This window comes from Pseudomonas sp. FSL R10-2964 (genome assembly GCF_009600035.1).
Lineage (GTDB): Bacteria > Pseudomonadota > Gammaproteobacteria > Pseudomonadales > Pseudomonadaceae > Aquipseudomonas > Aquipseudomonas bubulae.
This window is the reverse complement of the sequence record NZ_WIWH01000024.1, coordinates 32,073-47,148: the sequence shown is the minus strand read 5'-3', so window position 1 is coordinate 47,148 and position 15,076 is coordinate 32,073. Positions and strand designations below refer to the sequence as shown.

Annotated in this window: 15 protein-coding genes; 2 read left to right on the top strand and 13 right to left on the bottom strand. The window is 59.5% G+C overall.

Annotated features, from left to right (window positions below; translation table 11 throughout):
* Positions 1 to 10 precede the first annotated feature (10 nt).
* From catC to GHN92_RS14830, 7 genes are all read right to left on the bottom strand, one after another.
* Positions 11 to 301, bottom strand: coding sequence for a muconolactone Delta-isomerase (gene catC, locus GHN92_RS14860; protein ID WP_095018432.1), 291 nt, complete (start codon positions 299 to 301; stop codon positions 11 to 13).
* A 127-nt stretch (positions 302 to 428) separates the two neighbouring features.
* Positions 429 to 1,547, bottom strand: coding sequence for a muconate cycloisomerase family protein (locus tag GHN92_RS14855; protein ID WP_095018431.1), 1,119 nt, complete (start codon positions 1,545 to 1,547; stop codon positions 429 to 431).
* A gap of 27 nt (positions 1,548 to 1,574) precedes the next feature.
* Positions 1,575 to 2,336, bottom strand: coding sequence for a 1,6-dihydroxycyclohexa-2,4-diene-1-carboxylate dehydrogenase (locus GHN92_RS14850; protein WP_095018430.1), 762 nt, complete (start codon positions 2,334 to 2,336; stop codon positions 1,575 to 1,577).
* A 20-nt stretch (positions 2,337 to 2,356) separates the two neighbouring features.
* A complete protein-coding gene (gene benC, locus GHN92_RS14845) occupies positions 2,357 to 3,367 on the bottom strand; it encodes a benzoate 1,2-dioxygenase electron transfer component BenC (RefSeq protein WP_153380475.1) in 1,011 nt (336 codons plus the stop codon).
* Between the two features lie 69 nt (positions 3,368 to 3,436).
* Positions 3,437 to 3,925 (bottom strand): benzoate 1,2-dioxygenase small subunit, encoded by a 489-nt coding sequence (benB, locus tag GHN92_RS14840; protein ID WP_153380473.1) that lies wholly within the window; start codon positions 3,923 to 3,925, stop codon positions 3,437 to 3,439.
* On the bottom strand, positions 3,922 to 5,280 hold the full coding sequence (gene benA / locus GHN92_RS14835; protein WP_153380471.1) for a benzoate 1,2-dioxygenase large subunit: 1,359 nt from the start codon (positions 5,278 to 5,280) through the stop codon (positions 3,922 to 3,924). Before benA ends, benB begins: the two co-directional genes overlap by 4 nt.
* A gap of 214 nt (positions 5,281 to 5,494) precedes the next feature.
* Positions 5,495 to 6,451, bottom strand: a complete 957-nt coding sequence (locus GHN92_RS14830; RefSeq protein WP_095023288.1) for an AraC family transcriptional regulator — start codon at positions 6,449 to 6,451, stop codon at positions 5,495 to 5,497.
* A gap of 191 nt (positions 6,452 to 6,642) precedes the next feature.
* Between GHN92_RS14830 and GHN92_RS14825 the strand changes: the two genes are divergently transcribed.
* On the top strand, positions 6,643 to 7,977 hold the full coding sequence (locus GHN92_RS14825) for an amidohydrolase (protein ID WP_095018428.1): 1,335 nt from the start codon (positions 6,643 to 6,645) through the stop codon (positions 7,975 to 7,977).
* 539 nt (positions 7,978 to 8,516) lie between these two features.
* Positions 8,517 to 8,846, top strand: coding sequence for a hypothetical protein (locus GHN92_RS14820; RefSeq protein ID WP_094999986.1), 330 nt, complete (start codon positions 8,517 to 8,519; stop codon positions 8,844 to 8,846).
* Between the two features lie 52 nt (positions 8,847 to 8,898).
* On the opposite strand, the gene GHN92_RS14815 is transcribed toward GHN92_RS14820, so the two are convergent.
* From GHN92_RS14815 to GHN92_RS14790, 6 genes are all read right to left on the bottom strand, one after another.
* The gene (locus tag GHN92_RS14815; protein WP_095018427.1) at positions 8,899 to 9,360 is read right to left on the bottom strand and encodes a hypothetical protein; all 462 of its coding nucleotides are present in this window, start codon (positions 9,358 to 9,360) and stop codon (positions 8,899 to 8,901) included.
* A 196-nt stretch (positions 9,361 to 9,556) separates the two neighbouring features.
* Complete coding sequence (locus GHN92_RS14810) at positions 9,557 to 10,486, bottom strand: electron transfer flavoprotein subunit alpha/FixB family protein (protein ID WP_150629013.1); 930 nt, start codon at positions 10,484 to 10,486, stop codon at positions 9,557 to 9,559.
* Between the two features lie 2 nt (positions 10,487 to 10,488).
* On the bottom strand, positions 10,489 to 11,238 hold the full coding sequence (locus GHN92_RS14805; RefSeq protein WP_133145057.1) for an electron transfer flavoprotein subunit beta/FixA family protein: 750 nt from the start codon (positions 11,236 to 11,238) through the stop codon (positions 10,489 to 10,491).
* Positions 11,239 to 11,274: 36 nt separating this feature from the next.
* Entirely contained in the window at positions 11,275 to 12,690 is a 1,416-nt protein-coding gene (locus tag GHN92_RS14800) for a cytosine permease (protein WP_153380469.1), read from the bottom strand.
* Positions 12,691 to 12,767: 77 nt separating this feature from the next.
* Entirely contained in the window at positions 12,768 to 13,910 is a 1,143-nt protein-coding gene (locus GHN92_RS14795; protein WP_095020696.1) for an acyl-CoA dehydrogenase family protein, read from the bottom strand.
* Complete coding sequence (locus GHN92_RS14790; protein WP_095018698.1) at positions 13,907 to 15,067, bottom strand: CaiB/BaiF CoA-transferase family protein; 1,161 nt, start codon at positions 15,065 to 15,067, stop codon at positions 13,907 to 13,909. Before GHN92_RS14790 ends, GHN92_RS14795 begins: the two co-directional genes overlap by 4 nt.
* Between the last annotated feature and the right edge of the window lie 9 nt (positions 15,068 to 15,076).

The window sequence follows — 15,076 nt, the reverse complement described above, 5'->3', positions numbered from 1 at the left end:
ATAGAAAGCGTTAGCGGTCGTCGCTGTGGATCGAGGACGGGTGGCGGCACAGCCCTTCAATCTCGATATCCATGTAGGGAAAGAGCGGCAATTGCAGCAGGGTGTCATGCAGTTCTTCGACACTGACCACGTCGAACACGCTGTAGTTGGCGTAGTGCCCGGCGATGCGCCACAGATGGCGCCAGGTGCCTTCCTGCTGCAGCCGTTGAGCCAGTTGCTTTTCGTCGGCTTTGAGTTTTGCGGCCTTGGTCGGGTCCATGTCCAGGGGCAGATTTACGGTCATTTTTACGTGGAAAAGCATGGGGCTCTCCTTGAAGAAATAGGGGAAGTGGCTGTGGGAGCGGGCTTGCTCGCGATAGCATCAGCGCGGATGCACCGAGTCGTCTGCATCGCGAGCAAGCCCGCTGCCACAGGGGTTTTTCAGAGTGTCAGCGGCTAAAACGGGCCAGGCGCTCTTCGTCCAGCGTCAGGCCCAGGCCTGGAGTGCGCGGGATATGCAGCTCAAAATCACGGTACTGCGGCGCCTCGGTGACGATGTCTTCGGTCAGCAGCAGTGGCCCGAACAGCTCGGTGCCCCAGGTCAGTTGCTTGAGGGTGAGGAAAACATGGGCCGAGGCCAGGGTGCCCACCGAGCCTTCAAGCATGGTGCCGCCATACAGGGCGATACCGGCGGCCTCGGCGATATGAGCAGTGCGCAGCACTGCACGGGGCCCGCCGTTTTTCGCGATCTTGAGGGCAAATACACTGGCCGCACCGTCCGCCGCCAGACTGAAGGCGTCCTCGACACTTTCGATGGATTCGTCGGCCATGATCGGCGCCGGGCTGCGCAGATTCAGACGCACCTGCCCTGAACGATTAGCCCGGGAAATCGGCTGTTCGATCAGGTCGATACCGTGGTCACCTAGCACCTGGCAACCACGAATGGCCTGGGACTCGTCCCAATACTGGTTGACGTCAACCCGCACACTGGCGCGCTCACCCAGGGCCTTTTTGATCGCCAGCACATGTTTGAGGTCCTGCTCCAGCGGGTTGGCACCGATCTTCAATTTGAAGATGCGGTGGCGTCGCAGGTCGAGCATCTGCTCGGCTTCGGCAATGTCACGGGCAGTGTCACCGCTGGCCAGGGTCCAGGCCACTTCCAGGCTGTCGCGCACGCGCCCGCCCAGCAACTCGCTGACCGCCAGCCCCAGGCGCTTGCCCTGGGCGTCGAGCAACGCGCTTTCGATACCCGATTTGGCAAAGGTATTGCCCTTGGCAATCTTGTCCAGGCTGTGCATGGCGGCGTTGATATTGGCCGCTGGCTTGCCCACCAGCATCGGTGCCAGATGCGCATCGATATTGGCCTTGATGCTTTCCGGGCTTTCGTAACCGTAGGCCAGGCCGCCGATGGTAGTGGCTTCACCGACACCTTCGATACCGTCGCTGCAACGCAGGCGCACAATCACCAGGGTCTGTTTGCGCATGGTGTGCATGGCCAGCGTATGCGGGCGGATGGTGGGCAGGTCGACGATCAGGGTCGTCAGGCTTTCAATCAGAATTTGGCTCATGGCAGTTGTCCTTTTTTATCAGAGAAGTCAGCCGAGGTCGCCGCCACCCACCGGCAGGGTTACGCCGGTGATATAGGAGGCTTCGTCGCTAGCCAGAAACAGGATCGCGCCGACCTGCTCATCGAGGCTGGCGTAACGTTTCATCAGGCTGCTGTCGAGGGTCTGGTCAACGATTTGCCGGTACCAGACTTGCTCCTCGGGGCTTTGCTCGTTCTCATTGCGCGCAATCCGCCGCGGTGGTGCCTCAGTGCCCCCAGGGGCAGTGGCGTTGACACGAATCCCGCGCTGGGCATTCTCGAACGCCAGGCAGGCAGTCAATGCATTCACGCCGCCCTTGGCCGCGCCGTAAGGAACGCGGTTGACGCTGCGGGTGGCGATTGAAGAAACATTCACAATCGCCCCGCTGCCCTGTTCGAGCATGTAGGGCAGCGCCGCATGGCAGCACCACAGAGTGGGGAACAGCGAGCGACGAACTTCGGCCTCGATTTCCTCGGCCCGGTAATGCTCGAACGGTTTGGCCCAGATGGTGCCGCCCACGTTGTTGACCAGCACATCGAGGCGGCCAAAGGTATTCACCGCTGCAGCCATCACCCGCACACAATCGGTGTATTGCTCCAGATCTGCAGTCAGGGCCAGCACGCCTTCGCCCTGCAGCTCAAAGACCAGCTCGGAACGGTCCACCGCAATCACTTGCGCGCCCTCGCCCAGCAGACGCTCGCACACGCGACGGCCAATGCCCTGGGCGGCGCCGGTAACCAGCGCGACCTTGTTGTGGAATCGGTTGTTCATGGCTAGCTCCAATCAAAGTATCAGGCCGCAGCGGCAAACTTCTCGTAGTAGAAATTGGCCGGGGTAATGCCCTGCTCGCGGATATACAGGTTGACCGCTTCCACCATCGGCGGCGGGCCGCACAGGTACACATCGACGTCGCCCTGGTTGAGGTGGCCCGGCTCGATATGCTGGGTCACATAGCCCTTGAGCGGGTGCTGGCTCTGCGGGTTGGCCACGCAGGCGCTGAAGCTGAAATTGGCGATGCGCTCGCTCAGGGCATGCAGGCGATCCAGCTCCACCAGATCGAAGTCGTTGCTCACGCCGTAGATCAGATGAACCGGGTGGGCACTGCCTTGCTCGGCGATTTTTTCCAGCATGGCGGTGAACGGCGCCAGCCCGGTACCACCTGCCAGCAACAACAAGGGCCGCTGGATCTGACGCAGGTAAAAGCTGCCCAAAGGGCCCGCCAGGGTCATGCTGTCGCCAGCCCTGGCGATGCCTGTCAAAAAGCTGCTCATCAGCCCGCCCGGGACATTGCGGATCAGGAAGCTGACCTCGCCATCCTTTTGCAGGGTGCTGAAGGAATAGGCCCGGCTCTGCCCGCTGCCGGGTACCTGCAGGTTGACATACTGGCCCGGCAAAAACGCCAGGCTGCCCAGGGACTCGCCCTTTATCGACAGAGCGATGGTGCTCTCGGACAACTGCTGCACATTGCTGATAACGGCATCAAAACTGGCCTGTTGGGTCTTGCACAAGGTCGAAGAAGCAGGCACCCGCAATACGCAGTCGCTGGCGGCGCGCATCTGGCAGGTCAGCACATAGCCCTGACCGGCCTCCTCTGCGCTGAGGGCGTCTTCGATATAGTCCTCGCCCAGCTCGTAGCGGCCAGCTTCGGCAAAGCACTTGCAGGTACCGCAGGCACCGTCGCGGCAGTCCAGCGGGATATTGATGCCCTGGCGGTAAGCGGCGTCAGCGACGGTTTCCTGGCCATTGGTCTCGATAAAACGGGTAACTCCGTCTTCGAAGTTGAGGGCAATTTGAAAACTCATAATGTACCTCGCAGGCAATGCCCGGCCCGGGCACCCACAGGCACTCTCAGGCACGCATCACAGCCTTGATCAGATGTGGTAGATGTCGATGACCTGACGCACGTAGTCATTCTTGAGCACGACTTTCTTGGCCTTGATCAGCGGCTGTGGGCCGCGCATGTCGAGGGTGTAAAAGCTGGTGCCGAAGTAGCTGTCGGTGGTCTTGTAGCGAAAGCTGAGGGTGTGCCAGTTAAAACGCACTTGGCACAGGCCGTCGGCCTGGTCGACGATCTCGATATTGTTCAGGTTGTGCGAGGTGCGGGTGTCGGGCACGGTCGCGCTGGAGCGCTCGGTCTTGATGCGGAACACGCGATCTTCCAGGCCACCGCGGCTGCCGTACCAGATCAGCGAGATTTCGCTTTGCGGGTCTTCGGTAAGGCGGTCGTTGTCATCCCAGCACGGCATCCAGAAACTGGCATCGGCGGCGTACAGCTCAAGCCACTGATCCCACTGGCCGTCGTCCAGGTAACGCGCTTCGCGGTACAGAAAATCCCGCACGATGGGGTAAAGGCTATTCATTGCACAGCCTCCACGGGGATCAGCGCGGGCTCGCCACCAGCCGCCTTGAGCATGGTTTGCTGCCAGTATTTATGTTGCAGCACAAACAGGCCTTCGTCTTCGGTACGCACCCCGGACAACAGCGGCTTGAGGTCGATTTCTGCGGCGGCGGCATCGGCGCCTTCGACCCAGTGTTCGGCTCCGCGAGACATGTCATTCCAGCCGCGACCTGCACCGTAACCGGTCTGGCAGGAGCGGAACTCTTCCAGATCGTCCGGAGTGGCCATGCCGCTGACGTTGAAGAAATCTTCGTACTGACGGATGCGCTTGGTGCGCGCCTCACTGCTTTCGCCTTTGGGCGCGATGCAGTAGATGGTGATCTCGGTCTTATTCACGGAGATGGGCCGGGCAATGCGGATTTGCGAGCTGAACTGGTCCATCAGGTACACATTGGGGTACAGGCACAGGTTACGCGAGTTCTCGATCATCCAGTCGGCACGGGCCTGGCCGAAATCACGGGCCAGTTCGTCGCGGCGCTCGTAGGCCGGACGATCTTCGGGGTTGGCCCAGCGAGTCCAGAGCAGCAGATGGCCATGGTCGAAGGAGTAGAAACCGCCGCCGCCCTTGGCCCAGCTGCCGGCGCTCATGGTTTTGATCTCTTCACCCGCTTCACGCAGGGTGCGCTGGTTTTGCGTGGCCGCGTAGTTCCAGTGCACGGAGCTGACGTGATAGCCATCGGCGCCGTTTTCGGCGGTCAGTTTCCAGTTGCCTTCGTAGATATAGGAACTGGCACCGCGCAGCACCTCCAGGCCATCGGCGGACTGGTCGACGATCATGTCGATGATCTTGGCGGATTCACCCAGATGCTCGGCCAGGGATTTCACATCGGGGTTGAGGCTGCCAAACAGAAAGCCGCGATAGGACTCGAAGCGGGCCACTTTGGTCAAATCATGGGAGCCTTCGCAGTTGAAGCCTTCGGGGTAACCGGCGGCGCCCGGATCCTTGACCTTGAGCAGCTTGCCGCTGTTGTTGAAGGTCCAGCCGTGAAACGGACAGGTATAGCTGGCGCGGTTGCCGGTTTTGTGCCGGCACAGCATGGCGCCGCGATGGCTGCAGGCGTTGAGAAAGGCGTTGAGTTCACCGGCCTTGTTACGCGCGATAAAAATCGGCTGGCGGCCCATGGTGGTGGTCAGGAAGTCGTTGACGTTGGGGATCTGGCTCTCGTGGGCGAGGTAGATCCAGTTGCCCTCGAAGATATGGGTCATTTCGAGTTCAAAGAGGTCGGGGTCGGTGAACATCTCACGCTTGCAGCGGTAGATACCCTTGTCTTTGTCGTCTTCCAGCATGGCATTCAAGTAATCGATACCCAGGGACATGGCCAGGGCCTCCGTTGTTATTATCCAGGCCGGGTCAGGTTAGGGAGTCGATGTCCGGGGCACTATCCGTTTACTGCGGATCGTTATCCGGTTAGTGCAGGCAAGACGGGTATTTCAGTGGGAGCGGGCTTGCTCGCGATCCAGGCAGCGCGGTGTTCCGCTGACACCGCAGCGATCCCATCGCGAGCAAGCCCGCTCCCACAAAAGCCGTTGCTCAGTGCCGGCGCTTGAAGGTGCTTGAAGGCAGCTCGCCGTACTGCAAACGGTAGCTTTCGGAAAAACGGCCCAAGTGCATAAAACCGTAATCGAGCGCCAGCTCTGTGAGGCTGCGTACCGTGCAGCTCGGGTCGTTCAGGCAGGCATGAATCCGCGCAAGTTTGCGCTGGCGAATGTACTGCAAGGGCGTCACGCCCAACTGGCGCTCAAACAGGCTGTACAACGAGCGCTGGCTGATACAGGCCTGTGCTGCCAGGTCTTCACCGTTGAGTTCCTGTTTGAGATTGCGCTCGATGTAATCGAGTATGCGCTCAAGACCGGCACTGGCTGATGCCAGGTTTTCACGGCTGATATTGGTCTGCATCAGGGTCAACAGCTTGCTGCCGACAATCTGCGTGTAGTGCTCCTGCACCCGCAGCAGCGGATCGCTGGCCTCGGACTCCTGGCACACCATGCCCAGCAAACCGATAAAGCCCTCCAGCTCATCGAGCCGGTAGTGATTGCGCATAAAGCGCACACCGCCTGACGGCCGCCGCCAACGCTGATCGTCGCACACCGATTCGAGCAATTTGGCCGGTATTTTGAGGATGAACTTTTCGCAATCCTGAGAGTAAGTCAAATCGACCGGATCATCCGGATTGATCACCAGCAACTCCCCCGGCACCAGGTGCTGCTCGCGGTTCGGGCCGCGCCACAGGCAATTGCCGCTGAGCAGCACCTGCAAGTGAAAGATGGTTTCCAGTGCGGGCGAGGTCACGCGCACACTGCCGCCATAACTGATGCGGCACAGATCAAGCTCGGCGAATTTACGGTGATTGAGGCTGGCCAGCGGCCGGGTGGTTCTGGAAAGGCCGATGCAGTGCTGGCCAACATGCTGGTTTACATAGTCGGACACGGCATGTGGGTCGGCGTGTCGGAACACGCTACTGCGTTCACTCAGCAGGCGGCTATCCATCGGCAAGGTACTCGGTGTTGTCATTATTATGGGTGTTGTCTGCGCCAGAGTAAGCACGACGGCAATGGCAGGGCAATTGGACACTCGGCTAATGGGCGGTAATCGAACGCTTTTAGCCCGGCGGTTGCGCCGCCTGTGCGAAAAACTGGCTTACCCTGAACGCCCTAAAAACAACAAACAAGAGACCTTCAATGCTGCCCCGCCTTCGCCATGCCCCTTTGTACCTCGCACTGTTGAGCACGCTGACCAGCACCGGCCATGCGGCTGACCTGAGCTGGGTCGACCCCGCCGTCGCGACGGTCAATGAGCAGGTAATCTCCCTGCGCCACACCCTCCACCAGAACCCGGAGATGGGCAATCAGGAATTCAAGACCGCCGCCCTGGTCGCCGAGCAACTCAAAAGCCTGGGCTTGCAGGTGCGCACCCAAGTAGGCAAGACCGGTGTAGTGGCCGTGCTCAAGGGTGGCCTGCCTGGCCCGGTGATGGCCCTGCGCGCCGATATGGACGCCCTGCCGGTCAAGGAAATGACCGGCCTGCCCTGGGCCAGCACGGCCACGGGAGTGCGCCTGGGCAAGACCGTACCGGTGATGCACGCCTGCGGCCATGACACCCACACCGCCATGCTGCTGGGTGCAGCCAGAGTGCTGGCCGAGCATCGCGATCAGGTCGCCGGCACCGTGGTATTCCTGTTCCAGCCCGCTGAAGAAGGCGCGGCAGACCTGGACGAATTCGAAACCGAAACCCTGGTGGGTGCCCAGGCGATGATCCGCGACGGCGCCCTGGACTCCCCCAAGGTCGAAGCCATATTCGGCGTGCATGTGATGGCGGGTTACCCCACCGGTCATCTGTATTACAAGGCCGGTACCGTGCTCAATAGCAGCGACGGTTTTCGCATCATCGTCAAAGGCCAGCAAACCCATGGCTCGGCCCCCTGGAGCGGCGTCGACCCGGTAGTAGCCAGCGCAGGCATTATCAACGGCCTGCAAACCCTGGTCAGCCGCCGGGCTGATCTGACCCAGGGGATGGGCGTGATCAGTGTTGGCACCGTCAATGCCGGTTCTGCAGCCAATATCATTCCCGAAAGCGTGGAAATGACCGGCACCATCCGCAGCAACAGCGCGGCAGTGCGCGACACCCTGCTGAAAAAGATGCCACCCCTGGTGCAAGGCATTGCCAGTGCCTACGAGACCGAAGCCAGCCTGCTGCTGGTCAATCATGCGCCGGTCACCAGCAACGACCCGCAATTGACCGCAGCCATGGTCCCGGCACTGGAACTGGCTGCGCCAGGCAAGGTGCAGTTGCTGCCGGCGTCCCTGTCGCCCAGCGAAGACTTCTCCTACTACGCCGAAAAAGTCCCGGGCTTGTTCGTATTTTTGGGCGCTACGCCTGAAGGGCAGGACATGAGCAAGGTCGCGAACAACCACAGCCCCTACTTCACCGCCGACGATGCCACCCTGGCCACGGGCGTGAAGGCTCATGTGCAATTTGTGATGAATTACCCGGGGCGGGTGCGCAACAGCAACTGAGTAGGGCTCGCCTACCTTGAACTGCCGAAATAACGGGGGTATCGGCTACGGTTGGGGCATTTATCGGGGATGACCGGCATGCTGAAAATCGACCCGCCAGTCACATATGTAGTGCCATAAAATAATCACTACATAAGTATTGACGGCTCGATTTTCCCCCAGCATTATGCAGACGTCTTCCCCACCGGAAGCGCTGGAAAGGGTTGTTGCAAGCATGCTCGACGAGCTGTCGGGCTGTTCCGGGATAGGTACTGCCCACAAGGCAGAATTGATGAAGCTGACCTGGCTTGATCGTCCGCGTCAAAGACGACAGGGGCTAGCGAAACGTCCTCAAGAAGCTTGTGGCTGATGCGTCATGTCACTCAGGCATCCTGGTTCACGCTGCTCTCCTTCGCTTTACGCTCTGTATGTAGTGCCGGGTTTTACTACTACATATGACGAACTCAAGACAGATCTGCTTTGGATGGACACTACGTAGCGCTGCATGTGCAGTTGCGCGAATCAATTAGACAGATCAACGAGTAGTCAAGGAGTTAGCCATGAACCTGAATAACCAACCGACTGTTAACGAGCTGGCTCGACTCTTCGCCGCCCAGAAAGACACGCTGAACGACCATATCCTGTGGATCAGCGAAGCCGGTGATGTACGTATCGATCCTGTGACGTCGTGCAAGGAAGAAACCAGATTCGAGGAGGAACGTCCACAAATGCGCGCCCACCTCAAAATGTACCGCCGTGGCCAAGGCTACGTGGGCAAGAAGGCTGCGGCCGATAGCGACTATATGGCGCGCGTGCTGCAAACCCTGACCCTGACTTGGCAAAAGGCTCAAACCGAGCCTGCCCTGGTAAAAGTTAACAGCTACAGCTGATAACCCGGGCCGTACAAAAAAGCCCCGGATAATCTCCGGGGCTTTTTCAATTTCAAACTTGCGGGGTTTTAATGCATGTTTCCGTACCATGGCCACCGCCATTGTAGTCGGGCGCATAGTATGACTTGTGCAGCGTGGTAGTGTATTGTCCCTTGCTGTCCTGGTCACGGGTAATGGTCGCAAGCCCGATGCCTCGATCCGTGGCGGCCTCCTGGCTGTCATTGGCAAAATACATTGCCAATTGCTGACCCTGGGCGGCGGCGTAGCCTGAATAAGTGGCCTTGTCGCCTCCAAGATCCACTTCAAGCGTGAAGGTATAAGCGCCGAAGTTCTGGCTGAAGTTGCTGGATTTCTCATTCACTTTGACACTCAGGTCGCCCTTGAAGGCCCCGTCATGACTGTCAAACCCTGTGCATTTATAGTTGCCGGTTATATACAGCGGATCATTGACTGCCGTATCGGCCAGTGCAGAACCGGTAAACGCCAAACTAAGCGCAACCACAAGAGTATTCATTACATTCCTGGAGAATTTACCCGACATAGTCTTACCCTCGATACAACGTAATTAAGGATGGGATATTACCGTCGGGAATCTACACTCGAACTTGTACTTGCATCTATAGAACTACAAAACGGATTGTGGCAAAAGTTGTGCTGCAAGCAGATGGCTTTATTCCTGCGGGAGCGGGCGAACCCGCCCCCTACAGAAGTTAGATCGCCTGCTCCAGCTCAGGTACCGCTTCGAACAAGTCCGCTACCAGGCCGTAATCGGCCACCTGGAAGATCGGCGCTTCTTCGTCCTTGTTGATCGCAACGATCACCTTGGAATCTTTCATCCCGGCCAGATGCTGGATCGCGCCGGAAATACCGACCGCAATGTACAGCTGTGGCGCAACGATTTTGCCGGTCTGGCCGACCTGCATGTCGTTGGGTACAAAACCCGCGTCAACTGCAGCACGGGATGCACCCACACCAGCGCCCAGCTTGTCGGCCAGCGCATACAGGTACTTGAAATTGTCACCGTTCTGCATGCCACGACCGCCCGAGACGACGATTTTGGCAGCGGTCAGTTCCGGGCGGTCCGATTTGGCCAGCGCTTCGCCAACAAACGACGAAGTGCCTGCATCGTGAACCGCTGCAACCGCTTCAACCGCTGCCGAACCACCTTGCGCAGCAACCGGGTCGAAACCGGTGGCGCGTACGGTGATCACTTTGACCGGCGCAGTGGACTGTACGGTGGCAATGGCGTTACCGGCGTAAATCGGACGAGTGAAGGTGTCGGCGCTAACCACCGAAATGATCTCGGAGATCTGATCAACGTCCAGTTGCGCAGCAACGCGCGGCAGGATGTTTTTGCCGTTGGAGGTGGCAGCGGCCAGGATATGGCTGTAGCCAGCACCCAGCTCTGCAACCAATGGCGCAACGTTTTCCGGCAACTGATGGGCGTAAGCCGCGTTATCAGCAACCAGAACTTTGGCCACACCAGCGATCTGCGCAGCTGCTTCGGCTACAGCGCCAATGCCCTGGCCTGCAACCAGAACGTGGATGTCGCCACCGATTTTGGCGGCAGCGGCTACGGTGTTCAGCGTGGCCGGAGCCAGTGCCTTGCCGTCGTGTTCTGCGATTACCAGGATAGTCATGATTAGATTACCTTCGCTTCGTTTTTCAGTTTCTCGACCAGTTCAGCCACCGACTTGACCTTGATACCCGCGCTGCGTGCAGCCGGGGCTTCCACTTTCAGGGTCGAGTGGGTCGAAGCAGTCGAAACACCCAACGCGTCTGGCGTCAGTACTTCAAGCGGCTTTTTCTTGGCTTTCATGATGTTTGGCAGGGACGCATAACGCGGCTCGTTCAAACGCAGGTCGGTGGTGATGATCGCCGGCAATTTCAGCGAAACAGTTTGCGCGCCGCCGTCTACTTCACGGGTCACGGCAACCTTGTCACCTGCCACTTCAACCTTGGACGCGAACGTGCCCTGACCGAAACCGGTCAACGCAGCCAGCATCTGGCCAGTCTGGTTGTTGTCGCTGTCGATGGCCTGTTTGCCCAGGATCACCAGCTGTGGCTGTTCCTTGTCGACAACGGCCTTGAGCAGCTTGGCTACGGCCAGCGAGGTCAGGTCTTCGGCGGACTCGACCAGAATGGCGCGATCAGCACCCAGCGCCAGCGCGGTACGCAGCTGTTCCTGAGCAGTGGTCGGGCCGATGGAGACGACGACGATTTCAGTCGCAACGCCTTTCTCTTTCAGGCGTACGGCTTCTTCCACGGCGATTTCGCAGAAGGGGTTCATCGACATCTTGACGTTGGCGAGGTCAACCCCGGAGTTGTCCGCTTTGACGCGCACTTTAACGTTGTAATCGACCACTCGTTTGATACAGGCCAGCACCTTCATTGTTGCTCCCTCTATGGCTACTTGATTGGAAACCTCTTAAACCGTCGCGGGCTCAACAGGCAAAATCAGTTGATCCGGCACCGACTGCCCCGAGTTGCGTGCCACGAAGTAGTACACCAGCGCTGGCAGCGTCAGGCCGATGATCCAGGAAATATCAGTCCCCCCCAGGTGTTCCACCAGAGGCCCGGTGTAAAAGCTGGTGGCGATAAACGGTAACTGCACCACCACCCCGAAGGCGTAGACCAGAATACCGCGCAGGTTCCAGCGCCCGTATCGGCCATTCGGGTTAGACAGCGCCGGTACGTCATAGCGCTCTTTACTGATCAGGTAAAAGTCCACCAGGTTGATCGCGCTCCACGGCGTAAAAAAAGCCAGCAAAAACAGAATAAACGCCGAAAAATCCTTGAGGAACGAATGCTGCCCAAGCAAGGCCAGAGCAGTGGCAAAACCTACCATCAGCAGGATGTAAAACAGGCGTAAGGCCTTGGAGATTTCATGGTTGCCGCGAAAGCCGCTGACGATGGTGGCCAGGGACATGAAACTGCCGTAGGCATTGAGCGTAGTGATGGTCACCTTGCCGAACACCACGCAAAAATACAGCAGCGCCGCCATCGCCCCGCTCGCCCCCATGCCGACGATGTAGGCCACCTCATGCCCGGCAAACTGGCTGCCGGCCAGGGCAGCCACAAACACACCGAAAACCATCGATATTTGCGAGCCGACGACAGAGCCCAGCCCCACTGCCAGAAAAGTTTTCAGCGACGAGGTGCTGGACGGCAGGTAACGCGAGTAGTCCGCCACATAAGGCCCGAACGCGATCTGCCAGGAGGCTGACAACGATATCGCCAACAGAAAACTGCTCAGGGAAAAGTGTTTATTGCTCAGCAACAGGCCAATGTCATTCTGAGCAATCAGGGTGTAGAACAGGTAGAAAAACGCCAGCACGCCGACCACGCTCGCCACACGGCCGATCATGTGAATGGTGCGATAGCCCAGAATGGTCAGCAGCACGATCAGGGCAGCAAAAATCAGGATGCCCCACGAGTCACTCACCCCCACCAGTTGCCCCACGGCCTGCCCGGCCAGCACCGAGCCGCTGGCCGAGAAACCGACATACATCAGGCACACCAGCACAATCGGGATCACGGCGCCATAGACGCCGAATTGCACCCGGCTGGAGATCATCTGCGGCAGGCCCAGCTTGGGCCCCTGCGCCGCATGCAACGCCATGATGGTGCCGCCCAGCACTTGCCCGATCAGCGACCAGAACACGTCCCCTCCCAGCACCACGGCCAGGGCTCCGGTGACAATCGCAGTGACTTGCAGGTTGGCCCCGAACCACAAGGTGAACTGGCTGAACAGACGCCCATGGCGCTCTGACTCAGGGATGTAATCGATAGAGCGCTGTTCGACCAGCGAGGCCCGCGGTGAATCTTGGTTGAGCGTGGACATAAGCAGTTCCTTCAGGCTGGCACCCGGGGTGCGCCGTGTTGTTTTGGGAAAGACTTTTCCAATCCTTGGCCGGCGGATTATCTGGCTGCGTCGAGCAGGGCACGGGAGATAATGATTTTTTGTACCTCGGAGGTGCCTTCAAAAATCCGCAAGATCCGCGCATCACGAACATAGCGCTCCAGCGGCAAATCCCGGCTGTAGCCATAGCCACCGTGCAGTTGCAGCGCAGCATCGGTGATAAACCCGGCGCATTCGGCAGCGACCAGTTTGGCGGTGGCCGAGTCGAGGCTGAAACGCTCGCCGCTGTCACGCCGGGCAGCAGCTTTCATGGTCAGCATGCGCGCGCTTTCGAGCTGCGCATACATATCAGCCAGGCGCCATTGCGTGCCCTGATAAGCGGCCAGCGGTTTAGGCCCGATCTGCCGTTCACGCACCCAGCTCAGGCTGGCTTGCAGGGCGGCATTGGCAATCCCCAGCGACATGGCTGCCACTTCCACCCGCCCACGGTCCAGCACCGCCATGGCCGTGTTGAACCCCTGGCCTTCTACGCCGAGCAGTGCCGATTCGGGCAGCCAGCAGTCCAGCGCCAGTTCATAGATGGTACTGCCACGCAGGCCCATGGTTTTTTCCGGACTGGAGAAGCTGATGCCCGCCGTGCCCCGGGGCACCATAAAGGCACTGATGCCCTTGTGACCTGCATCTGCGTCGGTCTTGACGTAGAGCACAATAAAATCGGCCTCCCTGGCATTGGTGATGTAGTGCTTGTTGCCGCGCACCCGCCAACCACCTTCTTCACGTACGGCGCGGCTGCGCATATCCGCCGGGTTGGAGCCCGCCGCAGGCTCGGTCAGGGCAAAGGCACCGAGCAATTCGCCGCTGGCTGCCCGTGGCAGCCACTCATGTTTCTGTTCCTCGGTGCCGCCCAGCAGGATCGAGTCCGTGGCCAGAAAATGCGCAGTCATGGCCGAAGCGGTAGAGGCACAGGCACCCGCTACTGCTTCCACCACGCGGCTCATCGCCAGGCTGCCAATGCCCAGGCCGCCATATTGCTCTGGCAGGTTGACGCCCATGCAACCCAGATCGCTCAACGCCCGGATGCTGGCCAGGCAAAAAGTTTCGGTTTCATCGTAGTGCTGGGCCAGCGGCTGAATTACCTCACGCGCCACTTGCTCGGCACTTTCAACTACGGCCAATTCTTCTGCGCTCATTTCAAAGTTCATGCTTTCTCTCCTGCTTTGTTCAAGCCAAATGCGGCGTTGTCTGCGCCCAATCGCGGGGCAATGGTGATGGCGTGGGGTTTACGGCCATTGAAGAACACCGGTTGCGGCACCAGCGGCAATACGCTGCCCTCGGGCTGGAACTGCAACTGGCGTACACGGGCATGTTCACTGCCCGCAGCCTGGGCCAGATCCCACACCGGTGAAGACGGCACTCCGGCATCGAGCAGGCCGTCGCATAACTGTTCAACCTTGTGCTGTGTGGTCCAGGCCTCGATAACAGCGCGTAACGCCGGCTCATTCAGGGTGCGCTGGGTATCGTTGACAAAGCGCGCATCGGTGGCCAGCTCCGGCTGGCCCATGCATTGGCACAGGCGCTCGAACAAGCGATTGCTGGCCACTGCAATCACCACCTGACCGTCTGCCGCGCGATAGCTATCAAACGGCGTCGATACCGGATGCCGGTTACCCACCAGCCCCGGCGCCACACCGTTTGCATACAGGTTGGACAGACCGGTCATCTGCAGGCTGAACAACACGTCGAACATGGCCACATCGATGTACTGGGCCCCCGGGGCATGCCGCTCGCGGGCAAACAGCGCCGAGCTGATTGCCCAGGCTGCATACACCCCGGCACACAGATCGCCGATGGCCTCGCCGCTGCGGGTCGGCCCGGTAGCAGCGAAACCGGTAACGCTCATCAGCCCGGACATGGCCTGCGCGACGATGTCATAAGCCGGGCGACTGGACAGCGGGCCTTGCTGGCCGAAACCGGAGATGCTGGCGTAGATCAGCCGCGGGTTGTGCTGCTTGAGGCTGTCGAAATCGATGCCCAGGCGTTGAGTGACACCGGGGCGGAAGTTCTCGACCACGACATCGGCATCGGCCACCAGTTCGTAGAAACGCTGGCGGTCGGCCGGGTTTTTAAAATCGATTTCAACGCTGCGTTTGCCGCGATTGATCAGCCCGAAGTAGACACTTTCGCCGTCCAGAAACGGGCCCAGATGGCGGGCGTCATCGCCCTCCTCGGGCACTTCGAACTTGATGACGTCGGCCCCCAGATCAGCCAGCATCGCGGTGCAATGCGGCCCGGCCAGCACGCGGCTGACATCCAGCACACGCACACCTTGCAGTTGTCGGGTAAACGGACTGTCGTTCATTTTCACATC